This window comes from Mesorhizobium sp. M1409, from assembly GCF_040317535.1.
In the GTDB taxonomy this organism is placed as follows: domain Bacteria; phylum Pseudomonadota; class Alphaproteobacteria; order Rhizobiales; family Rhizobiaceae; genus Mesorhizobium.
In genome coordinates, this window is record NZ_JAMYKV010000014.1 from 1 (window position 1) to 20971 (window position 20971).

Annotated in this window: 32 protein-coding genes; all 32 read left to right on the plus strand. The window is 61.2% G+C overall.

What is annotated here, in order from left to right; all coding sequences use genetic code 11:
* A partial coding sequence (locus tag NKG99_RS13585) for an EF-Tu C-terminal domain-related protein (protein ID WP_023785181.1) occupies positions 1–92 on the plus strand: 92 nt, incomplete at its 5' end.
* A gap of 69 nt (positions 93–161) precedes the next feature.
* A complete protein-coding gene (gene rpsJ, locus NKG99_RS13590) occupies positions 162–470 on the plus strand; it encodes a 30S ribosomal protein S10 (protein ID WP_010909272.1) in 309 nt (102 codons plus the stop codon).
* A gap of 61 nt (positions 471–531) precedes the next feature.
* The gene (gene rplC, locus NKG99_RS13595) at positions 532–1254 is read left to right on the plus strand and encodes a 50S ribosomal protein L3 (RefSeq protein ID WP_023757978.1); all 723 of its coding nucleotides are present in this window, start codon (positions 532–534) and stop codon (positions 1252–1254) included.
* A complete protein-coding gene (gene rplD, locus NKG99_RS13600; protein ID WP_023757977.1) occupies positions 1254–1874 on the plus strand; it encodes a 50S ribosomal protein L4 in 621 nt (206 codons plus the stop codon). The genes rplC and rplD overlap by 1 nt, the downstream gene beginning before the upstream one ends.
* Positions 1871–2164 carry a 50S ribosomal protein L23 gene (locus NKG99_RS13605; RefSeq protein ID WP_023757976.1) on the plus strand — a complete coding sequence of 98 codons (294 nt, stop codon included), beginning with the start codon at positions 1871–1873 and terminating at the stop codon, positions 2162–2164. Before rplD ends, NKG99_RS13605 begins: the two co-directional genes overlap by 4 nt.
* 22 nt (positions 2165–2186) lie before the next feature.
* Positions 2187–3020, plus strand: coding sequence for a 50S ribosomal protein L2 (gene rplB / locus NKG99_RS13610; RefSeq protein WP_027026960.1), 834 nt, complete (start codon positions 2187–2189; stop codon positions 3018–3020).
* 16 nt (positions 3021–3036) lie between these two features.
* The gene (gene rpsS, locus NKG99_RS13615) at positions 3037–3315 is read left to right on the plus strand and encodes a 30S ribosomal protein S19 (RefSeq protein ID WP_006205463.1); all 279 of its coding nucleotides are present in this window, start codon (positions 3037–3039) and stop codon (positions 3313–3315) included.
* Between the two features lie 2 nt (positions 3316–3317).
* Positions 3318–3707 (plus strand): 50S ribosomal protein L22, encoded by a 390-nt coding sequence (gene rplV, locus NKG99_RS13620; RefSeq protein ID WP_006205462.1) that lies wholly within the window; start codon positions 3318–3320, stop codon positions 3705–3707.
* Positions 3707–4432 carry a 30S ribosomal protein S3 gene (gene rpsC, locus NKG99_RS13625; protein WP_023672753.1) on the plus strand — a complete coding sequence of 242 codons (726 nt, stop codon included), beginning with the start codon at positions 3707–3709 and terminating at the stop codon, positions 4430–4432. Before rplV ends, rpsC begins: the two co-directional genes overlap by 1 nt.
* Positions 4433–4459: 27 nt before the next feature.
* A complete protein-coding gene (gene rplP, locus NKG99_RS13630) occupies positions 4460–4873 on the plus strand; it encodes a 50S ribosomal protein L16 (RefSeq protein ID WP_352868298.1) in 414 nt (137 codons plus the stop codon).
* Positions 4874–4886: 13 nt separating this feature from the next.
* Positions 4887–5087, plus strand: coding sequence for a 50S ribosomal protein L29 (gene rpmC, locus NKG99_RS13635; protein WP_006205459.1), 201 nt, complete (start codon positions 4887–4889; stop codon positions 5085–5087).
* 11 nt (positions 5088–5098) lie between these two features.
* Positions 5099–5338 carry a 30S ribosomal protein S17 gene (gene rpsQ / locus NKG99_RS13640; protein WP_010909280.1) on the plus strand — a complete coding sequence of 80 codons (240 nt, stop codon included), beginning with the start codon at positions 5099–5101 and terminating at the stop codon, positions 5336–5338.
* A gap of 83 nt (positions 5339–5421) precedes the next feature.
* Positions 5422–5790 carry a 50S ribosomal protein L14 gene (gene rplN, locus NKG99_RS13645; RefSeq protein WP_006205457.1) on the plus strand — a complete coding sequence of 123 codons (369 nt, stop codon included), beginning with the start codon at positions 5422–5424 and terminating at the stop codon, positions 5788–5790.
* 12 nt (positions 5791–5802) lie between these two features.
* Positions 5803–6117, plus strand: coding sequence for a 50S ribosomal protein L24 (gene rplX / locus NKG99_RS13650; protein WP_013531428.1), 315 nt, complete (start codon positions 5803–5805; stop codon positions 6115–6117).
* Positions 6110–6709 carry a 50S ribosomal protein L5 gene (gene rplE / locus NKG99_RS13655; RefSeq protein ID WP_013531429.1) on the plus strand — a complete coding sequence of 200 codons (600 nt, stop codon included), beginning with the start codon at positions 6110–6112 and terminating at the stop codon, positions 6707–6709. The genes rplX and rplE overlap by 8 nt, the downstream gene beginning before the upstream one ends.
* 27 nt (positions 6710–6736) lie before the next feature.
* A complete protein-coding gene (gene rpsN, locus NKG99_RS13660; RefSeq protein WP_013895695.1) occupies positions 6737–7042 on the plus strand; it encodes a 30S ribosomal protein S14 in 306 nt (101 codons plus the stop codon).
* A 12-nt stretch (positions 7043–7054) separates the two neighbouring features.
* Positions 7055–7453 carry a 30S ribosomal protein S8 gene (gene rpsH / locus NKG99_RS13665; RefSeq protein ID WP_013531431.1) on the plus strand — a complete coding sequence of 133 codons (399 nt, stop codon included), beginning with the start codon at positions 7055–7057 and terminating at the stop codon, positions 7451–7453.
* 89 nt (positions 7454–7542) lie between these two features.
* The gene (rplF, locus tag NKG99_RS13670; protein ID WP_013531432.1) at positions 7543–8076 is read left to right on the plus strand and encodes a 50S ribosomal protein L6; all 534 of its coding nucleotides are present in this window, start codon (positions 7543–7545) and stop codon (positions 8074–8076) included.
* A gap of 193 nt (positions 8077–8269) precedes the next feature.
* A complete protein-coding gene (rplR, locus tag NKG99_RS13675) occupies positions 8270–8629 on the plus strand; it encodes a 50S ribosomal protein L18 (protein ID WP_352633700.1) in 360 nt (119 codons plus the stop codon).
* Positions 8630–8761: 132 nt separating this feature from the next.
* The gene (gene rpsE / locus NKG99_RS13680; RefSeq protein ID WP_006333394.1) at positions 8762–9325 is read left to right on the plus strand and encodes a 30S ribosomal protein S5; all 564 of its coding nucleotides are present in this window, start codon (positions 8762–8764) and stop codon (positions 9323–9325) included.
* A gap of 24 nt (positions 9326–9349) precedes the next feature.
* On the plus strand, positions 9350–9547 hold the full coding sequence (gene rpmD, locus NKG99_RS13685; protein ID WP_006205449.1) for a 50S ribosomal protein L30: 198 nt from the start codon (positions 9350–9352) through the stop codon (positions 9545–9547).
* Between the two features lie 22 nt (positions 9548–9569).
* Positions 9570–10043: a 50S ribosomal protein L15 gene (gene rplO, locus NKG99_RS13690; protein ID WP_027028844.1), complete on the plus strand. Its 474-nt coding sequence runs from the start codon at positions 9570–9572 to the stop codon at positions 10041–10043.
* A 195-nt stretch (positions 10044–10238) separates the two neighbouring features.
* Positions 10239–11579 (plus strand): preprotein translocase subunit SecY, encoded by a 1341-nt coding sequence (gene secY / locus NKG99_RS13695; RefSeq protein WP_352868307.1) that lies wholly within the window; start codon positions 10239–10241, stop codon positions 11577–11579.
* Positions 11576–12172: an adenylate kinase gene (locus NKG99_RS13700; RefSeq protein WP_352868309.1), complete on the plus strand. Its 597-nt coding sequence runs from the start codon at positions 11576–11578 to the stop codon at positions 12170–12172. The genes secY and NKG99_RS13700 overlap by 4 nt, the downstream gene beginning before the upstream one ends.
* A gap of 208 nt (positions 12173–12380) precedes the next feature.
* A complete protein-coding gene (rpsM, locus tag NKG99_RS13705; RefSeq protein WP_023757968.1) occupies positions 12381–12749 on the plus strand; it encodes a 30S ribosomal protein S13 in 369 nt (122 codons plus the stop codon).
* Between the two features lie 125 nt (positions 12750–12874).
* Positions 12875–13264: a 30S ribosomal protein S11 gene (rpsK, locus tag NKG99_RS13710; RefSeq protein WP_006205444.1), complete on the plus strand. Its 390-nt coding sequence runs from the start codon at positions 12875–12877 to the stop codon at positions 13262–13264.
* A gap of 105 nt (positions 13265–13369) precedes the next feature.
* Positions 13370–14380, plus strand: a complete 1011-nt coding sequence (locus tag NKG99_RS13715) for a DNA-directed RNA polymerase subunit alpha (RefSeq protein ID WP_352487615.1) — start codon at positions 13370–13372, stop codon at positions 14378–14380.
* A 104-nt stretch (positions 14381–14484) separates the two neighbouring features.
* Positions 14485–14916 (plus strand): 50S ribosomal protein L17, encoded by a 432-nt coding sequence (gene rplQ, locus NKG99_RS13720; protein ID WP_027044984.1) that lies wholly within the window; start codon positions 14485–14487, stop codon positions 14914–14916.
* A 202-nt stretch (positions 14917–15118) separates the two neighbouring features.
* Positions 15119–16606: a Do family serine endopeptidase gene (locus tag NKG99_RS13725; protein WP_352868314.1), complete on the plus strand. Its 1488-nt coding sequence runs from the start codon at positions 15119–15121 to the stop codon at positions 16604–16606.
* Between the two features lie 42 nt (positions 16607–16648).
* Complete coding sequence (locus NKG99_RS13730; RefSeq protein ID WP_352868317.1) at positions 16649–17956, plus strand: replication-associated recombination protein A; 1308 nt, start codon at positions 16649–16651, stop codon at positions 17954–17956.
* Positions 17957–18243: 287 nt separating this feature from the next.
* A complete protein-coding gene (locus NKG99_RS13735) occupies positions 18244–19074 on the plus strand; it encodes an aspartyl/asparaginyl beta-hydroxylase domain-containing protein (protein WP_352868319.1) in 831 nt (276 codons plus the stop codon).
* Between the two features lie 174 nt (positions 19075–19248).
* On the plus strand, positions 19249–20907 hold the full coding sequence (locus NKG99_RS13740; protein WP_352868321.1) for a hypothetical protein: 1659 nt from the start codon (positions 19249–19251) through the stop codon (positions 20905–20907).
* Positions 20908–20971: the final 64 nt, after the last annotated feature.

Consider the following 20971-nt stretch of genomic DNA (forward strand, 5'->3'; position numbering starts at 1 on the left):
TGCCGATCGCCATGGAAGAGAAGCTGCGCTTCGCCATCCGTGAAGGCGGCCGCACCGTCGGTGCCGGCATCGTCGTCACCATCAAAGAGTAATTTGGACTTAAACCGATCTGTCGCGGGCGCAGGAGTTGCCCGCGCCGCGCCAGAACAAGGAAGTGACGCATGAACGGACAGAATATCCGCATCCGCCTGAAGGCGTTTGACCACCGCGTGCTCGACGCGTCGACGAAGGAAATCGTGTCGACGGCCAAGCGCACCGGTGCCAACGTCCGCGGCCCCATTCCGCTGCCGACGCGGATCGAAAAGTTCACGGTCAACCGGTCGCCTCACGTCGACAAGAAGAGCCGCGAGCAGTTCGAGATGCGCACGCACAAGCGTCTGCTCGACATCGTCGATCCGACCCCGCAGACGGTCGATGCTTTGATGAAGCTCGATCTGGCCGCCGGCGTCGACGTCGAGATCAAGCTCTAAGGGAATGAGAGCGCGGTAAGGGGCGGTGCCCCTGGCCCGGAACTCTAAAGGAATTGAACCGATGCGTTCAGGTGTGATTGCAAAGAAGGTGGGAATGACCCGCATCTACAACGATGCCGGGGAACATGTTCCCGTCACCGTTCTCCAGATGGAGAACTGCCAGGTCGTGGCCCAGCGCACGCAAGAGAAGAATGGCTACACCGCCGTTCAGCTCGGCGTTGGCCTTGCCAAGGTGAAGAACACGTCGAAGGCGATGCGCGGCCATTTCGCGACCGCTTCCGTCGAGCCGAAGGCGAAGGTCGCCGAATTCCGCGTCTCCGCCGACAACATGATCGATGTCGGCGCCGAGATCACCGTCGAGCACTTCGTCGCCGGCCAGAAGGTCGATGTTACGGGCACGACGATCGGCAAGGGTTTCCAGGGCGTCATCAAGCGCCACCACATGGGCGGTGGCCGTGCGACGCACGGTAACTCGGTCTCGCACCGTACGCACGGTTCGACCGGCCAGCGCCAGGACCCGGGCAAGGTGTTCAAGGGCAAGCATATGGCTGGCCACATGGGCGACACCCGCGTCACCACGCAGAATGTCGAGATCGTCTCGACCGACGCCGACCGCGGCCTTATCCTGATCCGCGGTGCGGTTCCCGGATCGAAGGGCGCCTGGATCCTGGTCCGCGATGCGGCCAAGGTGGCACTGCCGGCCAATGCGCCGAAGCCCGCCGCGATCCGCGCCGTTGCGGCGGCTGCTAAGAACGAGGCTCCGGCCACAGAGGGAGCGGAATAATGGATCTCAAGATCACAACGCTTGGCGGCAAGGACGCCGGCAAGGTGAAACTCTCCGAGGAGATTTTCGGCCTTGATCCGCGCGAGGACATCCTGCAGCGCGTCGTGCGCTGGCAGCTCGCCAAGAAGCAGCAGGGCACGCACAAGGCCAAGGGCCGCGCCGAGATCGCGCGCACCGGCGCCAAGATGTACAAGCAGAAGGGTACGGGCCGCGCCCGCCACCATTCGGCACGCGCTCCGCAGTTCCGCGGCGGCGGCAAGGCCCACGGCCCGGTCGTTCGCAGCCACGAGCACGAACTGCCGAAGAAGGTTCGCGCTCTCGGCCTCAAGCATGCTCTCTCGGCCAAAGCCAAGAGCGCGTCGATCATCATCATCGACGAGCTGAAGCTGACCGAGGCCAAGACGAAGGCGCTGATCGCGAATTTCGCGACGCTGGGCCTGACCAACGCCCTGCTGATCGGCGGTGCCGAGCTTGACAAGAATTTCAAGCTGGCGGCGACGAACATCCCCAACATCGACGTGCTGCCCATCCAGGGCATCAACGTCTACGACATTCTGCGCCGCGGCACGCTGGTCCTTTCGAAGGCCGCCGTCGAGGCTCTCGAGGAGCGCTTCAAATGACCGACCTTCGTCACTACGACGTGATCGTCTCGCCGGCGATCACTGAAAAGTCGACCATGGCCTCCGAGCAGAACCAGGTCGTCTTCAACGTCGCCAAGAAGGCGTCGAAGCCGGAAATCAAGGCCGCCGTCGAAGCGCTGTTCGGCGTCAAGGTGATGGCCGTGAACACGCTTGTCCGCAAGGGCAAGATCAAGCGCTTCCGTGGCACGGTTGGCCGCCAGAGCGACGTCAAGAAGGCGATTGTGACGCTGGCAGATGGCCAGTCGATCGACGTCGCGACGGGTCTCTGAGCAAGGCCGCGAGGACAGAAACATGGCACTGAAAAAATTCAACCCGGTAACGCCCAGCACCCGTCAGCTGGTTATCGTCGACCGCTCGGGCCTCTACAAGGGCAAGCCCGTCAAGGGTCTGACCGAAGGCCTGACCAAGTCGGGCGGCCGCAACAACCACGGCCGCATCACCGCCCGCTTCATCGGCGGTGGTCACAAGCGTTCGTACCGCATCATCGACTTCAAGCGCCGTAAGTTCGACGTCGTCGGCACGGTCGAGCGCATCGAATACGATCCGAACCGCACCGCCTTCATCGCGCTGATCAAGTATGACGATGGCGAGCTGTCCTACATCATCGCTCCGCAGCGTCTGGCTCCCGGCGACAAGATCGTGTCCGGCGAAGCGGTCGACGTGAAGCCGGGCAATGCGATGCCGCTGGCTTCGATGCCGGTCGGCACCATCGTCCACAACATCGAGCTGAAGCCGGGTAAGGGCGCTCAGGTCGCGCGTTCGGCGGGTGGTTATGGCCAGCTGGTCGGTCGTGACCAGGGCATGGCGATCCTGCGCCTCAACTCGGGCGAGCAGCGTGTCGTTCACGGCTCCTGCATGGCCACTGTCGGCGCCGTGTCCAATCCGGATCATGGTAACATCAATGACGGCAAGGCCGGTCGCACGGTCTGGCGTGGCAAGCGTCCGCACAATCGCGGCGTGACCATGAACCCGGTCGACCATCCGCACGGCGGCGGCGAAGGCCGCACATCGGGTGGCCGCCATCCGGTTTCGCCTTGGGGCAAGCCGACCAAGGGCAAGAAGACGCGGTCCAACAAGGCGACCGACAAGTTCATCCTGCGCTCGCGCCATCAGCGCAAGAGCTAAGAAGAGGTAACGCCAAGTGACTCGTTCGATTTGGAAAGGCCCCTTCATTGACGGCTACCTTCTCAAGAAGGTGGACAAGGTTCGTGAAGGTGGTCGCAATGAGGTGATCAAGATGTGGAGCCGTCGCTCCACCATCCTGCCGCAGTTCGTCGGCTTCACCTTCGGTGTCTACAACGGCCAGAAGCATGTTCCCGTCTCGGTGAACGAGGACATGGTCGGTCACAAGTTCGGTGAATTCGCTCCGACCCGGACCTATTACGGTCACGGCGCGGATAAGAAGGCGAAGAGGAAATAATCATGGGCAAGGCCAAAGCTCCGCGCAGGCTTGCTGATAACGAAGCGCGCGCCGTGTTGCGCACGATCCGTATCAGCCCGCAGAAGCTGAACCTGGTTGCCGCGCTGATCCGCGGCAAGAAGGTCGCGACAGCGCTTTCCGATCTCGAATTCTCGGCCAAGCGGATTTCCGGCACGGTCAAGAAGACGCTGGAATCGGCAATCGCCAACGCGGAAAACAACCACGACCTGGATGTCGATGCACTGATCGTGGCGGAAGCCTATGTCGGCAAGTCGATCGTCATGAAGCGGTTCCATGCCCGTGGCCGTGGTCGCGCCAGCCGTATCGAGAAGCCGTTCTCGCACCTCACGATCGTCGTTCGTGAAGTCGAAGAAAAAGGGGAGGCCGCATAATGGGCCAGAAAGTCAATCCGATCGGTCTTCGCCTCGGCATCAACCGCACCTGGGATTCGCGCTGGTTCGCGAACACCGGCGAGTACGGCAAGCTGCTGCATGAGGACATCAAGATCCGCAAGTATCTCGAGAAGGAGCTCAAGCAGGCTGCCATCTCGAAGGTCGTGATCGAGCGTCCGCACAAGAAGTGCCGCGTCACCATCCATGCCGCGCGCCCGGGTCTGATCATCGGCAAGAAGGGCGCCGACATCGAGAAGCTTCGCAAGAAGCTGATGGAGATGACGAAGTCTGAGACGCACCTCAACATCGTTGAAGTGCGCAAGCCGGAAATCGACGCGACCCTGGTCGCCCAGTCGATCGCCCAGCAGCTCGAGCGTCGTATCGCGTTCCGCCGCGCCATGAAGCGTGCCGTTCAGTCGGCCATGCGCCTCGGTGCCGAAGGCATTCGCATCAACTGTGCCGGCCGTCTCGGCGGCGCCGAGATTGCGCGCATGGAATGGTATCGCGAAGGCCGCGTGCCGCTGCATACGCTTCGTGCTGACGTCGACTACGGCACTGCCGAAGCGCACACCGCTTATGGCATCTGCGGCGTCAAGGTCTGGGTGTTCAAGGGCGAGATCCTCGAGCACGACCCGATGGCTTCGGAGCGCCGTGCGACCGAGGGTGACGCTGCGCATGGCGGTGGTGGTGATCGCGAACGCGGTCGTCGTCGCGAAAACGCCTGAGACATTTAGGAATTTGGAGTTAGAACGATGCTGCAGCCAAAGCGCACAAAGTTCCGCAAGCAGTTCAAGGGCCGTATCCATGGTACCGCAAAGGGCGGCACCAATCTGGATTTCGGTGGTTTCGGGCTGAAGGCGCTTGAGCCGAACCGCGTTACCGCGCGTGAAATCGAGGCGGCCCGCCGCGCGATCACGCGTGAAATGAAGCGCGCTGGTCGCGTCTGGATCCGTATTTTCCCGGACGTGCCGGTCACTTCGAAGCCGACCGAAGTCCGCATGGGCAAGGGCAAGGGCGCGGTCGATTACTGGGCGGCGCGCGTCAAGCCGGGCCGCATCATGTTCGAGATCGACGGCGTCAATGAAGAAATCGCCCGTGAGGCACTGCGTCTCGGCGCGGCCAAGCTCTCGGTCAAGACGCGCTTCGTGCAGCGCATCGCAGAATAAGGACGGGCTGATCATGAAAGCCGAAGACATCCGGACCAAGACCCAGGACCAGCTGACCGACGACCTGGCCAGCCTGAAGAAGGAGCAGTTCAACCTGCGCTTCCAGAAGGCCACTGGCCAGCTTGAAAAGACCGCGCGCGTGAGACAGGTCCGTAAGGACATTGCGCGTATCAAGACCATCGCTGCGGAAAAGTCCGCGGCTAAGAAGGCTTAAGGACGAAAACCATGCCAAAGCGCATTCTGCAGGGCACCGTCGTCAGCGACAAGAACGAGAAGACGGTTGTCGTCAAGGTCGAACGGCGCTTCACGCATCCCGTGATGAAGAAGACCGTGCGCATGACCAAGAAGTACAAGGCGCACGACGAGAACAACGCCCACAAGGTTGGCGATCAGGTGTTCATCCAGGAATCGAAGCCGATTTCCAAGGATAAGCGCTGGATCGTCGTGTCTTCGGACCAAGCCTGACCTCGGGCGTAAACAACGAATTTTGGACAGACCGGGGAGGGGCTTTGAGCCCATCCCGTTAGAAAAGAAGAAGGCGGCCAGTCATGATTCAGATGCAAACAAACCTCGACGTCGCGGATAATTCCGGCGCCCGTCGTGTCATGTGCATCAAGGTGCTGGGCGGCTCGAAGCGGAAATACGCTTCCGTGGGCGACATCATCGTGGTGTCTATCAAGGAAGCCATCCCGCGCGGCCGCGTGAAGAAGGGCGATGTGATGAAGGCGGTCGTGGTTCGCACGGCCAAGGACATCCGCCGCCCGGACGGCAGCGTGATCCGTTTCGACAAGAACGCGGCCGTTCTCGTCGACAACAAGAAAGAGCCGATCGGCACGCGTATCTTCGGACCGGTTCCGCGCGAACTCCGCGCCAAGAACCACATGAAGATCATCTCGCTCGCGCCTGAAGTGCTGTAAGGAGCCGGACCAATGCAAAAGATTAGAAAAGGCGACAAGGTCGTCGTGCTGGCCGGCAAGGACAAGGGCCGTTCGGGCGAAGTCCTCTCGGTACAGCCGAAGGAAGACACCGCGCTGGTGCGCGGCGTCAACATGATCCGTCGTCACCAGAAGCAGTCCCAGTCCCAAGAGGGCGGGATCATCACCAAGGAAGCGCCGATCCAGCTGTCGAACATCGCGCTGGCCGACCCCAAGGATGGCAAGCCGACCCGTGTCGGTTTCATCTTCCAGAAGGACGGCAAGAAGGTGCGCGTCGCCAAGCGCTCGGGAGAAGTCATCAATGGCTAAGGCTCAAACCACGAAGCCCAAGGCTGAAAGCAAACAGTCCAAGGCCCAGAACACGCCGCGCCTCAAGCAGGTCTACAACGAGACCATCCGCAAGGCGCTGCAGGAACAGTTCGGCTACGACAACGAGATGCAGGTTCCGCGCATCGACAAGATCGTGCTGAACATGGGCGTTGGCGAAGCGACCGCCGATTCGAAGAAGCCTTCGATCGCGGCCGAAGACCTGGCGATGATCGCCGGCCAGAAGGCCGTCGTCACCCGCGCCCGCAATTCGATCGCCGGCTTCAAGGTCCGCGAGAAGATGCCGATCGGCGCCAAGGTCACGTTGCGCAAGGAACGCATGTACGAGTTCCTCGACCGCCTCGTGAACATCGCACTGCCGCGCGTCCGCGACTTCCGCGGACTGAATCCGAAGAGCTTCGATGGCCGTGGCAACTACGCCATGGGCATCAAGGAACACATCGTGTTCCCGGAGATCAACTACGACAAGGTTGATCAGATCTGGGGCATGGACGTCATCGTTTGTACGACTGCGAAGACGGACGACGAAGCCAGGGCATTGCTCAAGGCCTTCAACTTCCCCTTCCGCCAGTAACGGCAGCGAGAAAAGGAAAAATCTGAAATGGCAAAGACCAGCTCAGTCGAGAAGAACAACAGGCGCCGCAAACTTGCCGACCAGTACGGTCCCAAGCGCGCTGCGCTCAAGGCGATCATCATGGATCAGTCCAAGCCGATGGAAGAGCGCTTCCGCGCTCAGCTCAAGCTTGCCGCCATGCCGCGCAACTCGGCCAAGATCCGCATCCGCAACCGCTGCGAAGTCACCGGCCGTCCGCGTGCCTACTATCGCAAGCTCAAAGTATCGCGCATCGCGCTTCGTGATCTCGGCAACAACGGCCAGATCCCGGGCCTGGTCAAGTCGAGCTGGTAAGGAGGACATAACATGTCATTGAGCGATCCTCTCGGCGATATGCTGACCCGCATCCGCAACGCGTATGGCCGCAAGAAGTCGAGCGTTTCGACGCCGGCCTCGCGTCTGCGCACCCGCGTCCTCGACGTGCTGAAGGCTGAAGGCTATATCCGCGATTACAGCCAGACCGACTTCGACAACGGCAAGTCCGAAATCGAGATCGAGCTGAAGTATTTCGACGGCGCGCCGGTCGTGCGCGAAATCGCACGCGTCTCGAAGCCAGGCCGCCGCGTCTATGTTTCGGCCAAGTCGATTCCGCAGGTCGCCAACGGCCTCGGCATCGCCATCCTTTCGACACCGAAGGGCGTGATGGCCGACCACGAAGCACGTGAACAGAACGTCGGCGGTGAAATCCTCTGCCAGATCTTCTGATCTGGCAGCTGACCGCAAAGTGGAATCCGGTCTTCGGATCGTTCCCGAAGACAGAGACCTGAAACAAGAGAAGTGACGAGGACAACAAAATGTCTCGTATTGGTAAGAAACCCGTTTCGCTGCCGCAGGGCGTGACCGCGACCGTCAACGGCCAGACCGTGACGGCGAAGGGCCCCAAGGGTGAGCTGAAGTTCGTGGTGAACGACGAAGTGCTGGTCAAGATGGAAGGCAGCGAGATCGCTGTTCAGCCGCGCGACCAGACCAAGACCGCCCGCTCCAAGTGGGGCATGTCGCGCACGCAGATCGTCAACATCCTGCAAGGCGTCAAGGACGGTTTCGAAAAGAAGCTCGAGATCACCGGCGTCGGCTATCGCGCGGCACTTCAGGGCAAGAACCTGCAGCTGGCACTTGGCTTCAGCCATGACGTCGTCTACGAGACGCCGCAGGGCATCACCATCACCGTGCCGAAGCCGACTGAAATCACCGTGGCCGGCATCGACAAGCAGCAGGTCGGCCAGGTTGCGGCCGAGATCCGCGAGTATCGTGGCCCCGAGCCCTACAAGGGCAAGGGCGTCCGCTATGCTGGTGAGAAGATCGTCCGCAAGGAAGGCAAGAAGAAGTAGTCGTGAATGGTGAATGGTGAATGGTGAAATGGCAGTAGGATAGAGCAGGGGCCAGGTGGCACTCCGCTTCTACCGTTCACCATTTTTCCATTCACTATTCACTGCAAATCAACGCCGCGGGGAGCGGTCGCGGGGGGCGCTTTCGCCTACCGCATATGGCGGCCCCCGTTTTTTGAAGGCAAGGAAGACCATCATGGGTACCAAGGAATCCACACAGCGCCGTGCGCAGCGCGTCCGCCGCCAGATCAAGAAGGTCGCCGGTGAGCGTCCTCGTCTGTCGGTCCACCGCACGTCGAAGAACATCTACGTGCAGGTCATCGACGACGCCAAGGGCCACACCATCGCTGCCGCTTCGACGCTTGAGAAGGACTTCAAGGGTTCGCTCAAGACCGGCGCCGATACCGCCGCCGCCGCCGCGATCGGCAAGCTGATCGCCGAGCGCGCCACCAAGGCCGGCGTCAAGGAAGTCGTCTTCGACCGCGGCGCCTACATCTATCACGGCCGCGTCAAGGCGCTCGCCGAGGCTGCCCGCGAAGGCGGTCTTAGCTTCTAAGCATGATCCCGAGAAGTTGCAGACTTTTCGGATAAAGATTATGCGAAGGGAATGACTTTCGCCCCCGGTGACCCACAGAGGCGCCGGATCTTATCAGCAACCGTGCTTCCGGAAAAAAACAAGGAACAGGATATGGCACAGGAACGTAGGGATGGCGGCCGCGGCCGCGATCGTGAAGAACGTGACGACGGCATGGTGGACAAGCTCGTCCACATCAACCGCGTCGCCAAGGTCGTCAAGGGCGGCCGTCGCTTCGGTTTTGCGGCACTCGTCGTCGTCGGCGACCAGAAGGGCCGCGTCGGCTTTGGTCACGGCAAGGCGCGCGAAGTGCCGGAAGCCATCCGCAAGGCAACTGAATCGGCCAAGCGCGACATGATCTTCGTGCCGCTGCGCTCGGGCCGTACGCTGCATCACGACGTCGAAGGACGCTGGGGTGCCGGACGCGTGCTGCTGCGCGCTGCCAAGCAAGGTACCGGCATCATCGCCGGCGGCCCGATGCGCGCTGTCTTCGAGACGCTCGGCATGCATGACGTGGTCGCCAAGTCGATGGGTTCGTCGAACCCCTACAACATGGTTCGCGCCACTTTCGACGCGCTGAAGAGCCAGATGCATCCCAAGGATGTGGCTGCTGCTCGCGGCATCAAGTATTCGACCCTTCAGGCCCGCCGCGGCACCGCCGTCGCGGCTGAAGAATAGTCGATCTGACCAGGGATTTTGACCATGGCCAAGAAAGCAACCAAGACCATCACCGTTGAGCAGATCGGTTCGCCGATCCGCCGCCCGAAGGAGCAGCGCGCGACGCTGGTCGGCCTCGGCCTCAACAAGATGCACAAGCAGCGCACGCTGGAAGATACGCCCTCCGTGCGCGGCATGATCGCTGCCGTCCAGCATCTCGTCCGCGTCGTGGACGAGGGCTGAGCCAGAGCGCAGGAGAACTCAGATGAAACTCAACGATCTGCGTGACAAGGACGGCGCGACGCACTCCAAGAAGCGTCTCGGCCGTGGTATCGGCTCCGGCTCGGGCAAGACCGGCGGTCGCGGCGTCAAGGGCCAGAAGGCGCGCTCCGGCGTCGCCATCAACGGCTTCGAGGGTGGCCAGATGCCGCTCTACCGGCGCCTGCCGAAGCGTGGCTTCAACAACATCTTCGCCAAGAGCTTCACCGTCGTGTCGCTGGCCCGCATCCAGGTGGCCATCGACGCCAAGAAGCTCGACGCCAAGGCGACCGTGACGGCTGAATCGCTGGTTGCCGCCGGCGTTATCCGCCGCGTCAAGGACGGCGTGCGCATCCTCTCGGACGGCGAGATCAAGGCGAAGCTCGCCTTTGACGTTGCCGGCGCCTCCAAGGCCGCGATCGAGAAGATCGAGAAGGCTGGCGGCTCGGTCAAACTGCCGGAAAAGGCAGCTGCCGAGTAACGGCAATTTGAAGCGCGATCGGCAAGAGTGGGATCCATTTTTTGCTCATGATTGCGCTTTGATCTGCGCAATTTAGGCGGCCGCGTCGACGCGGCCGCTTGCATGTTTAGAGCCCGGAGCTTATCTCGTGAGCTTCGGTGAAACGCACCGCCTGACCTCAAGGGCCATCAAGCGTTACCAAGCGGAGAATCAGGCATGGCTTCGGCTGCAGAACAATTAGCCTCGAATCTGAATTTCTCGGCCTTCGCCAAGGCGGAGGATCTGAAGAAACGCATCTGGTTCACGATCGGCGCGCTGCTGGTCTATCGCCTCGGCACCTATATTCCGCTTCCCGGCATCAATCCCGAAGCCTTCGCCCAGGCCTTCTCCTCGCAGAGCAAGGGCGTGCTGGGCATGTTCAACATGTTCGCCGGCGGCGCCGTACAGCGCATGGCGATCTTTGCGCTCGGCATCATGCCTTACATCTCCGCCTCCATCATCATGCAGCTGATGACCTCGGTCATCCCTTCGCTGGAATCGCTGAAGAAGGAAGGCGAACAGGGCCGCAAGGTCATCAACCAATACACGCGCTACGGCACGGTGCTGCTTGCGCTGGTTCAGGCCTATGGCATTTCGGTGGGCCTGGAGAACGGCAACGGCATCGTCAGCGACCCCGGCATGTTCTTCCGCATCTCGACCGTCGTCACGCTGGTCGGCGGCACGATGTTCCTGATGTGGCTCGGCGAGCAGATCACCGCTCGCGGCATCGGTAACGGCATTTCGCTGATCATCTTCTCCGGCATCGTCGCCGGCCTGCCGCATGCCATCTCAGGCACGCTTGAGCTTGGCCGCACCGGCGCCCTGTCGACCGGCCTGATCCTGGCGATCATCGTGCTCGCCATCGTCGTCATCGCCTTGATCGTGTTCTTCGAGCGCGCCCAGCGCCGCTTGCTGATCCAGTATCCGAAGCGCCAGGTCGGCAACCGCATGTTCCAGGGCGATACCTCGCATTTGCCGCTGAAGCTCAACACGTCGGGCGTCATTCCGCCGATCTTCGCCTCGTCGCTGCTGCTGCTGCCGGCCACCGTCGCCGGCTTCTCGCAGACGACCAATATGCCGGCCTGGGCAAGCACGGTTCTGGCCTCGCTTGGCCACGGCCAGCCGCTCTACATGGCGTTCTACGCGGCGATGATCGTGTTCTTCGCCTTCTTCTACACAGCGATTGTCTTCAACCCGAAGGACACCGCCGACCAGCTCAAGAAGCATTCCGGCTTCATCCCGGGCTATCGTCCGGGCGAGCGCACCGCCGATTATATCGACTACGTTCTCACCCGCATCACCGTCGTCGGCGCCATCTACCTGGTGCTGGTGTGCCTGCTGCCGGAGTTCCTGATCTCGGCGACTGGCGTACCATTCTACCTTGGTGGCACATCGCTTCTGATCGTGGTCAGTGTCACGCTCGATACGGTTGCGCAGATTCAGGGTCACCTGATTGCGCACCAGTATGAAGGCCTGATCAAGAAGTCGAAGCTGCGCGGGGGGAAGAAAGCCAGATGAGGTTGATATTGCTTGGGCCGCCAGGAGCGGGCAAGGGGACACAAGCACAAAGACTGGTAGAAAAACACGGCATACCCCAGCTCTCGACGGGCGACATGCTGCGTGCTGCCGTCCAGGCTGGCACCGAAGTCGGCAAGCGCGCCAAGGCGGTGATGGATGCCGGTGAGCTGGTGTCCGACGCCATCGTCAACGCGATCGTCGCCGAGCGTATCGATCAGGCCGACTGCGCCAATGGGTTCATCCTCGACGGATATCCGCGGACGCTGGTGCAGGCCGACGCGGTCGAGCGGATGCTTTCGGATCGCTCCCAGGGCCTCGACGCCGTCATTGAGCTTGTCGTCGACGACAAGGCGCTGATCGGTCGAATCGTCAAGCGCGCCGACGAGGCGCAGGCCGCCGGTCTGCCTGTTCGCAAGGACGACAATCCGTCGGTGTTCGAGGAGCGTCTGCGAGAGTACTACAAGAAGACGTCGCCGCTGATTGGCTACTACTATGCCAAGGGCAAGCTCCGGAGCGTCGACGGCATGGCCGATATCGATGCGGTGACGGGGCAGATCGAAGCGGTGCTCAAGGACGCAGCGCGGGGGAATTAACGATTGCACTTGACGGAAGCGGTTCGCTGCGGTATGGCGGCCCGTCTTCCTATCAGGCATGGGCTTTGCTTGTCCGCAAGGGCAAGGCAGCCGCTTTGAACTGGAAACTCCCGCATGGGCCGGCCTCCACCGGACGCGGGGCAACTGAAGATAGCGCTGGACCCCGCCTTTCTGAAGGTTGGCCGGCCCACATGGAGAAGAGAAGAACATGGCTCGTATAGCCGGCGTCAACATTCCGACCAACAAGCGCGTCGTCATTGCGCTTCAATACATTCACGGCATTGGCAAGAAGTTCGCCCAGGAGATCGTCGACAAGGTCGGCATCCCGGCCGAACGTCGCGTCAACCAGCTCACCGACGCGGAAGTGCTGCAGATCCGCGAGGCGATCGACCGCGATTATCAGGTCGAGGGCGACCTGCGTCGCGAAGTCTCGATGAACATCAAGCGGCTCATGGACCTCGGCTGCTACCGTGGCCTGCGTCACCGCCGCTCGCTGCCGGTCCGCGGCCAGCGCACGCATACCAATGCGCGCACCCGCAAGGGCCCGGCCAAGTCGATCGCCGGCAAGAAGAAGTAATTAAGCGAATAGCGAGTAGCCAATAGCGGGTAGGAATCCCTATTCGCTATTCCCTACTCACTACTCGCTCTCCAGGTGGAGCCGCTGGCATTACGGCGGTGTAGAGATCAACTGAAAGGACCATCATGGCCAAGGAAGCCGCCCGTGTTCGCCGTCGCGAACGCAAGAACATTTCGTCGGGCGTTGCCCACGTCAATTCGACCTTCAACAACACGATGATCACCATCACCGATGCGCAGGGCAATTCGATTGCCTGGTCGTCGGCCGGTGCCCAGGGCTTCAAGGGTTCGCGCAAGTCGACCCCGTTCGCTGCCCAGATGGCTGCCGAGGATGTTGCCAAGAAGGCCCAGGAACACGGCATGCGCATGCTCGAAGTCGAGGTCTGCGGACCCGGCTCCGGTCGTGAATCGGCACTGCGCGCCCTGCAGGCGGCTGGCTTCACCATCACCTCGATCCGTGATGTGACGCCGATCCCGCACAATGGCTGCCGCCCGCGCAAGAAGCGCCGCGTCTAAGCAATTTACCGAACGTCGCGCGAGCGCCCTTTGGGGCGCTCCTCCACGGCATTCCAGGTCGCCCGCCACGATTGGATGGTGGCGGGTCAACGGAAGGAAAGCATCATGATCCAGAAAAATTGGCAGGAACTGATCAAGCCGAACAAGATCGAGTTCTCGTCGAAGAAGAAGACGCTGACCACGCTGGTCGCCGAGCCGCTCGAGCGTGGCTTTGGCCTGACGCTGGGCAACGCGCTGCGCCGCGTGCTTCTGTCTTCGCTGCGCGGTGCGGCTGTTACCGCCGTGCAGATCGACGGCGTTCTGCATGAATTCTCGTCCATCGCCGGCGTGCGCGAGGACGTCACCGATATCGTCTTGAACATCAAGGAAATCGCCATCCGAATGGAAGGCGATGGCCCCAAGCGCATGGTCGTTCGCAAGCAGGGACCCGGTGCGGTTCTTGCCGGCGACATCCAGACGGTTGGCGACGTCGAGATCCTCAACCCCGACCACGTCATCTGCACGCTGGACGAGGGCGCGGAAATCCGCATGGAATTCACCGTCGACACCGGCAAGGGTTACGTGCCGGCCGACCGCAACCGCGCCGAAGACGCGCCGATCGGGCTCATCCCGGTCGACAGCCTCTATTCGCCGGTCAAGAAGGTTTCCTACAAGGTCGAGAACACCCGCGAGGGCCAGGTTCTCGACTATGACAAGCTGACCATGACGATCGAGACCGACGGTTCGATCACCGGCGAGGACGCGGTGGCTTTCGCCGCCCGCATCCTGCAGGACCAGCTCGGCCTGTTCGTCAACTTCGACGAGCCGCAGAAGGAAGTCGCCACCGAGGCCGTCACCGAGCTCGCCTTCAACCCGGCGCTGCTCAAGAAGGTCGACGAGCTCGAGCTTTCGGTGCGTTCGGCCAACTGCCTGAAGAACGACAACATCGTCTATATCGGCGACCTGATCCAGAAGACCGAAGCCGAGATGCTGCGCACCCCGAACTTCGGCCGCAAGTCGCTGAACGAGATCAAGGAAGTCCTCGCGGCGATGGGCCTGCACCTCGGTATGGAAGTGCCGGACTGGCCGCCGGAAAACATCGAAGACCTCGCCAAGCGTTACGAAGACCAATATTGAGCATGAATTCCAAGGATCGGCGGCGTGGGCCGCTCGATCCGACGGTCATGCGGAAAACCATCAGAGGCTGCGGCCTCTTGAGCAACTGAAGAAGGAAAAGAGCCATGCGCCACGGTTTCAAAGGCCGCCGCTTCGCCCGAAGCATTAGCCATCGCAAGTCGATGTTCGCCAACCTCGCCGTGTCGCTGCTCGAGCACGAGCAGATCGTCACCACCCTGCCGAAGGCGAAGGATTTGCGTCCGATCGTCGAGAAGCTGGTGACGCTCGGCAAGCGCGGCGACCTGCACGCCCGCCGCCAGGTGATCGCGCAGATCGGCAATGAAGGCGTCGTCAAGCGCCTGTTCGACACCATCGCCCCGCGCTACGCCACCCGCAACGGCGGCTACCTGCGCATCATGAAGGCGGGCTTCCGCCACGGTGATAACGCTGCCATGGCGGTCATCGAATTCGTCGATCGCGATACCTCGGCCAAGGGCGCCGGCGACCGCGCCCGTATCGAGGCCGAAGGTACCGAAGCGGACGCCGCGGCCGCATAAGGCTCGGTTTTCCGTATTGAATTCAAAGGGGCCCGCGGGCCCCTTTTTGGTTTTCTGAAAGCGATGGATGGAGATCAGAGCCGATCTCCTGGCGCGAAACGAGGGTCTTTGGCCTCAAAATAATCGGATTTCAGCAGCTTAGCCTTTCATTTCGCACAATCGTCGGGACAATGCCCCCGAACTCGCCCTGGAGGATTCGTGAATGCGCGCCAACCGACTGCCCCTTGTTCTGCTCTTCGCCATGATGGCGTTTGCGGCCGCACCGGTGGCCAGGCAGGCATTGGCCGAGGAGACAAAGACCGATCCCGGCCTGTCGGACGTGCTGACGGACCTGCTGCATGGCGTTGAAGGCGAGAACGCGACGTCCGGTCCCGACAAACGCGTTCCGTTCGGTCGTGAGGAGGTGCAGCTCTCGTTTGCGCCGCTGGTCAAGCAGACGGCGCCGGCCGTGGTCAATGTCTATGCCTCGCAGACCGCCAAGGTGACGTCGCCCTTCGACGGAGATCCGTTCTTCGAGGAATTCTTCGGCCGCTCGCAGCCGCGCGCTCAGTCGTCGCTCGGGTCCGGCGTGCTGGTCGACCCGACCGGCGTCGTGGTCACCAATTACCACGTCATCAAGGATGCCGATCAGGTCAAGGTGGCGACCGCGGACGGGCGTGAATTCGACAGCAAGGTGCTGCTCAAGGACGAGACGTTCGATCTTGCCGTGCTTAAGATCTCCTCGGACAAGCCGTTTCCGGTGATTGCCATCGGCGATTCCGACGCGCTTGAGGTCGGCGATCTGCTGCTGGCCATCGGCAACCCCTTCGGCGTCGGCCAGACCACGACCAGCGGCATCGTCTCGGCACTTGCCCGCAGCCATATCGGCGTGTCGGATTCCAGCTTCTTCATCCAGACCGACGCTGCCATCAACCCCGGCAATTCCGGCGGCGCGCTGATCAACATGGGCGGCCAGCTGGTCGGCATCAACACGGCCATCTACAGCCGCGGCGGTGGTTCGATCGGCATCGGCTTCGCCATTCCCTCGAACATGGTTCGCGCCTTTGCCGACGCCGCCAAGGCCGGGCTCGACTTCTTCGAGCGGCCCTATATCGGCGCCGAGTTCGAAGCGGTGACGCCGCAGATTGCCGAATCGCTCGGCATGGAGAAGCCGACCGGTGCACTGGTCTCGTCGGTCGAAGCGACCGGACCGGCCGCCAAGGCTGGGCTCAAACCCGGCGACGTCGTGCTGCAGCTCAACGGCAAGCCGGTCGAGAGCATCGAGGCGCTGGACTACCGGATGGCGACGCTGTCGATCGGCACCACTGCAAATTTCGCGGTTCTGACCAAAGGCCAGCAGGCGGCGATGGACATCGCGCTGGAGCGCGCTCCAGAAGGCATGAAGGCTGCTGAACTGACGTTGCATGGCCGCAGCCCCTTCTCGGGCGCAAAGGTCGCGGAACTGTCGCCCCGGCTCGCTCAGCGGCTTGGCCTGCGCACGGACATCAAGGGCGTGACCGTGGTCGACATCAACCGCGACTCGCCGGCCGCCGATTTCGGCTTCCAGCCGGGCGACATCGTGCGCGAGGTGAACGGCACCATCATCGATACCGCGGCGACCCTGGAACTGGCGGCCAAGACGGATACACGCTGGTGGCGCTTTACCGTCGAGCGCGGCGGGCAGATACTGCGTCAAGTGTTGCGTTATTAGAGCAGGTCCCTTTGGGCTCATGCTCCAACCAAAAAGAAATGCATGGCCGATCTGTTCAGCGTCGATGAACCGGAAAAAGCGTCGCCCGGGCGGCCGCTGGCCGACAGGCTGCGGCCGAGAAACCTTGGCGAGGTCGTCGGCCAGGAACATCTGACCGGCCCTGACGGCGCGCTGACCAGGCTGATCGGTTCCGGCTCGCTCGGCTCGATGATCTTCTGGGGGCCGCCCGGCACCGGCAAGACCACGGTGGCGCGGTTGCTGGCCGGCGAAACCAGTCTCGCCTTCGAGCAGATATCGGCGGTGTTTTCCGGCGTCGCCGATCTGAAAAAAGTGTTTGAAGCGGCCAAGCTGCGCCGTACGAACGGCCGCCAGACCTTGCTGTTCGTCGACGAGATCCATCGCTTCAACCGCGCCCAGCAGGACAGTTTTCTCCCTGTCATGGAGGACGGGACCGTCGTGCTGGTCGGCGCCACGACCGAGAATCCGTCCTTCGAGTTGAATGCCGCTCTGCTGTCGCGCGCGCGCGTCCTGGTCTTCCATTCGTTGGGCGAGGAGAGCATCGCCAAGCTGATAGCGCGGGCCGAGGAGGCCGAGGGCAGGGCGCTGCCGCTCGACGACGAGGCACGAACGATGCTCATCCGCATGAGCGATGGCGACGGCCGCGCGTCGCTGACGCTTGCCGAAGAGGTCTGGCGGGCGGCAAAGCCCGGCGAGGTCTTCGATCCCGAAGGACTGCAGCGCATCGTCCAGCGCCGCGCGCCGATCTACGACAAAGGGCAGGACGGCCATTACAATCTGATCTCGGCGCTGCACAAATCGGTGCGTGGCTCCGACCCCGACGCGGCTCTCTATTATCTTGCGCGCATGTTCGATGCCGGCGAGGATCCGCTCTATCTTGGCCGCCGGCTGGTGCGCATGGCGATGGAGGATATCGGGCTTGCCGATCCGCAGGCGCTGGTCGTCGCCAACGCCGCCAAGGATGCCTACGATTATCTAGGCTCGCCCGAGGGCGAACTGGCTTTTGCCGAGGCCACCGTCTATCTCGCAACCGCGCCCAAATCAAACGCCGTCTACAACGCGTTCAAGGCAGCCACGCGAGCCGCGAAGGAACACGGCTCGCTGCTGCCGCCCAAGCACATCCTCAACGCACCGACGAAGCTGATGAAAGCGGAGGACTACGGCGCCGGCTACCGGTATGATCATGACGAGCCGGATGCCTTTTCGGGCCAGGACTATTTTCCGGAGAAGATGGGCCGCCAGACCTTTTATGATCCGCCCGAGCGCGGCTTCGAGCGCGACATCAGGAAGCGGCTCGATTATTGGGCGAAGCTGCGCAAAGAACGGGAATAGCTGGCTTGCGTGAACCGGTCGTCGTCACGCGTCGAAACGAGGTTTCGCCGTCGGCTTCGAATTCCTGGTTGGCGATCTGGTCCCCGGGGAAAAATGGGACGAGCTTGGCCTGCCGGCGGTGCGTTGACCGATAGTGGCAGGCTTCACAAGGCAGCCAGCCGGCCGCGATAGCAGGGGCCGTTGTGTGGTAACCCAAAAAACCTTATCAAGGCGCACGACCGGGCGGTGGTCGTTGCCGTGATTTGGGCACCTCATTCGCAACAGGATCGCGCGTCGCGCGTGGAAAAATGACAAAAACCCTTCGCAAATCCCTACGCAAATTCGCAATTGCCATCCCGCTTCTCGCCCTTGGCTTCTATTTCATTCCCATCCTGACGACGATCTTCATCGTTTGCGGCCTGATCGACGTGCTGCGTAACGATCGCAAGGATCTGTCGCTTTTCAGCGGCTACTTCCTCGGCAACGGCTTGTTCACCTGGCTGCTTTCGCCGTTCAATCTGCTGGTGGACCTGCTGTGCTACAGAAATCCAGGCGTCTGGAAGCTGGAGCAGTTTCCCGCCGACTATCAGCGCGAGGTCAATGAGGTCCTGGACATTTTCAAGGCACGCAAGGACGAGATCATCGCCGATATCGACGCCAATTTCGGCGCCGGCCGGCGCGGCATGTATGTTTATCAGTGGTACGGCAAGCACAAGATCGACAACGTCGCCGAGTTCAACAAGGATTTCAAATACATCAAGACCATCGCCGTTTCCGTCTTCAGCAAGCGCGAGTCGACCTCCTGGCACTTCGGCCCGCTGCGGCTCAGCCTGCGCATCCTTTACAATCTGATTCCGGTGGAATCCGAGATTTTCATCGAGTGCGGCAACGTCAAGAACTACTGGTACGACAATCCGCTGTTCATCTTCGACGACACGCTGCTGCATCGCTCGGTCAACGAGTATGACGGCCGCCGCTACTGCGTGTTCATGGACATCATCCGTCCATCCCCGGTTCCCGGCCTGATCGCGGCCATGCTCGCCATCGTCTCGGTGAGCGTCGAGCGCATCAATTCCATGTTCTACAAGAACTGGAAGATGATCGGTTCGACCAAGCCGAAGAAGACCGAGACGACCTGAGCTTGAGATCATCGATGCTGCCGGCTCTGTCGGCAGCATCGGATCGCCCTGCATGTGTGAGACCTGGCCATCTTGCGGGCCACTGATGCGCCGGAACGGCTCTTGGCTGCGTAAACGATAGTCCCGGGCCTTTGGCTTCGACAGTTCTCCCTCTTCTCCTCCTGGCGGCCTCAAGTGACGAAGAACAGCTCTCTCGGAGTTTTGGCAAGAACGTATCTATGCACCGTTCTGCTGGGAATTGCCCTTGCAGCCATTTATGTAAGTCTTGAAGAGCCTGTCTATTATTGGGACTTCACTGCCTATTTCGACACGTTTAATCGGCAGGGCGCGCTCTTGGCCGACAGCCCTCTCCAGTGGCTCAGCCAATTGCGGACCTCAATCGCAACGGATGATTACAGCGCGGCAATTTTGGTGCCGCTGATGCCGTTTCACATGGTTTTCGGCGGTTCGAGGCTTTCATACATCGCCGGGATAGTCGCGGCTTACTTGGTTCCGACCGCTCTTTTCATAGGCAAAATGAGCTATCTGGAGGCGGCCACCGAGACCTCTTCATCGCGAAGCTGGCTCACTGTCTGGATTGCGGCCTTTCTCTACACGCCGTTTTGGGCGGCGACGTTTCGTGGGTTGCCTGACATTGCCGGCTGCCTCGCGCTTTCTGCGGCAACCTATTTTCTTTGGAAATCGAAGTTCCTGACCCATGAACCGGTGACCAGCGGAATACGCGTTGGCATCTGCCTGTGGTTGGCGTTCGTGCTACGCCGCTGGTATGCCTATTCGGTTATAGGGCTCGGAATTTCCGCTGCCTTCTTCTGCTTGTTGCAGGTCGCAAAAGACCGGAATTTTCCGGCACTCAGGAATGCCGTCATAGGGGGCTTGTGTGCGGTTCTCGTTGTTGCCGGAGCCGCATTGGCCTTCCAGCAACTTCTGATCCTCAAGATTCTGGGAACCAGCTACGGCGATCTTTACAGCGGGTACAAGACGAACTTCGTTTCGCAGATTGACGAGGTAGGGTCCCGGCTCAGCTATGTGAACTGGCTGTTGATCGTACTGGGCCTTTATATCTCTGTTGTACGCCGAAACGGATTTCCCTTGTTCTGTGCCGTCGCTTCGGCACTCACCTTTTTTCTCTTTACCCGGATGCAGGATCCGGACCGCCATCATTCAATGCCAATGTTTCTCTGGCTCTTCCCTGCATATGCCCAGGCAATCGTTGCGATCGTTTCGACGCCGGCGCTGAGATCGCGATGGTCAGCCATCGCGATAGCCATTGCCGCTGGGTTGGCGTTTTTTGGTACCTTTTTTCCGCTTGGCCGGCAGTTGCTGTCGCCGATCAGCTACGTTTTTGCCAGGGAAGCCACGCTCCCTCTTCACCTCGACAATCTTCCTGAATACAGACGCCTTGTTGATGACCTTCTTGAAAAAATGGAACCCGAGGACCGTTTTTCGGTATTTGCCTCCAGCTCGGTCATGAGCGACTCGCTGTTGTATGAAATGGATAAAGACCTCTACCCCCGCATCGAGTGGGCTTGTCAGGTTGATAGTCGCGATCAATTCAGGCCGGGAACGTTGAAATCCAGATATGTTGTCGTAACCGACCCGCCCGTCACTCATTTGCAATCGGGTGCACAGATTTGTGTCACGATACCGGACCAATATATTGTCGAGGGCAAAGGCATCGGCGCCGCATATAGGCGCATCGCGGCATATCAGTTGTCCGGCGACGTCAAGGGCTATCTCTACGAACAGGTGCGCCCGGTCAGCACAACGGAAATAGATGCCCTCTACGCCGAGTTCAGGAAGAAATATCCAGGCTGGACAACACCTGAGTGGTGACCAGTTCGACTGGTCTGTGCGGTTCCGCCCACAACAAACACAAGGGATTGACCAGGCCGCCCCG

Excerpts from the sequence above, each read along its gene's own strand:
- rpsJ (WP_010909272.1), top strand. The coding sequence starts at position 162 with ATGAACGGACAGAATATCCGCATCCGCCTGAAGGCGTTTGACCACCGC.
- rplC (WP_023757978.1), top strand. The coding sequence starts at position 532 with ATGCGTTCAGGTGTGATTGCAAAGAAGGTGGGAATGACCCGCATCTAC.
- rplD (WP_023757977.1), top strand. The coding sequence starts at position 1,254 with ATGGATCTCAAGATCACAACGCTTGGCGGCAAGGACGCCGGCAAGGTG.
- NKG99_RS13605 (WP_023757976.1), top strand. The coding sequence starts at position 1,871 with ATGACCGACCTTCGTCACTACGACGTGATCGTCTCGCCGGCGATCACT.
- rplB (WP_027026960.1), top strand. The coding sequence starts at position 2,187 with ATGGCACTGAAAAAATTCAACCCGGTAACGCCCAGCACCCGTCAGCTG.
- rplV (WP_006205462.1), top strand. The coding sequence starts at position 3,318 with ATGGGCAAGGCCAAAGCTCCGCGCAGGCTTGCTGATAACGAAGCGCGC.
- rpsC (WP_023672753.1), top strand. The coding sequence starts at position 3,707 with ATGGGCCAGAAAGTCAATCCGATCGGTCTTCGCCTCGGCATCAACCGC.
- rplP (WP_352868298.1), top strand. The coding sequence starts at position 4,460 with ATGCTGCAGCCAAAGCGCACAAAGTTCCGCAAGCAGTTCAAGGGCCGT.
- rpmC (WP_006205459.1), top strand. The coding sequence starts at position 4,887 with ATGAAAGCCGAAGACATCCGGACCAAGACCCAGGACCAGCTGACCGAC.
- rpsQ (WP_010909280.1), top strand. The coding sequence starts at position 5,099 with ATGCCAAAGCGCATTCTGCAGGGCACCGTCGTCAGCGACAAGAACGAG.
- rplN (WP_006205457.1), top strand. The coding sequence starts at position 5,422 with ATGATTCAGATGCAAACAAACCTCGACGTCGCGGATAATTCCGGCGCC.
- rplX (WP_013531428.1), top strand. The coding sequence starts at position 5,803 with ATGCAAAAGATTAGAAAAGGCGACAAGGTCGTCGTGCTGGCCGGCAAG.
- rplE (WP_013531429.1), top strand. The coding sequence starts at position 6,110 with ATGGCTAAGGCTCAAACCACGAAGCCCAAGGCTGAAAGCAAACAGTCC.
- rpsN (WP_013895695.1), top strand. The coding sequence starts at position 6,737 with ATGGCAAAGACCAGCTCAGTCGAGAAGAACAACAGGCGCCGCAAACTT.
- rpsH (WP_013531431.1), top strand. The coding sequence starts at position 7,055 with ATGTCATTGAGCGATCCTCTCGGCGATATGCTGACCCGCATCCGCAAC.
- rplF (WP_013531432.1), top strand. The coding sequence starts at position 7,543 with ATGTCTCGTATTGGTAAGAAACCCGTTTCGCTGCCGCAGGGCGTGACC.
- rplR (WP_352633700.1), top strand. The coding sequence starts at position 8,270 with ATGGGTACCAAGGAATCCACACAGCGCCGTGCGCAGCGCGTCCGCCGC.
- rpsE (WP_006333394.1), top strand. The coding sequence starts at position 8,762 with ATGGCACAGGAACGTAGGGATGGCGGCCGCGGCCGCGATCGTGAAGAA.
- rpmD (WP_006205449.1), top strand. The coding sequence starts at position 9,350 with ATGGCCAAGAAAGCAACCAAGACCATCACCGTTGAGCAGATCGGTTCG.
- rplO (WP_027028844.1), top strand. The coding sequence starts at position 9,570 with ATGAAACTCAACGATCTGCGTGACAAGGACGGCGCGACGCACTCCAAG.
- secY (WP_352868307.1), top strand. The coding sequence starts at position 10,239 with ATGGCTTCGGCTGCAGAACAATTAGCCTCGAATCTGAATTTCTCGGCC.
- NKG99_RS13700 (WP_352868309.1), top strand. The coding sequence starts at position 11,576 with ATGAGGTTGATATTGCTTGGGCCGCCAGGAGCGGGCAAGGGGACACAA.
- rpsM (WP_023757968.1), top strand. The coding sequence starts at position 12,381 with ATGGCTCGTATAGCCGGCGTCAACATTCCGACCAACAAGCGCGTCGTC.
- rpsK (WP_006205444.1), top strand. The coding sequence starts at position 12,875 with ATGGCCAAGGAAGCCGCCCGTGTTCGCCGTCGCGAACGCAAGAACATT.
- NKG99_RS13715 (WP_352487615.1), top strand. The coding sequence starts at position 13,370 with ATGATCCAGAAAAATTGGCAGGAACTGATCAAGCCGAACAAGATCGAG.
- rplQ (WP_027044984.1), top strand. The coding sequence starts at position 14,485 with ATGCGCCACGGTTTCAAAGGCCGCCGCTTCGCCCGAAGCATTAGCCAT.
- NKG99_RS13725 (WP_352868314.1), top strand. The coding sequence starts at position 15,119 with ATGCGCGCCAACCGACTGCCCCTTGTTCTGCTCTTCGCCATGATGGCG.
- NKG99_RS13730 (WP_352868317.1), top strand. The coding sequence starts at position 16,649 with ATGGCCGATCTGTTCAGCGTCGATGAACCGGAAAAAGCGTCGCCCGGG.
- NKG99_RS13735 (WP_352868319.1), top strand. The coding sequence starts at position 18,244 with ATGACAAAAACCCTTCGCAAATCCCTACGCAAATTCGCAATTGCCATC.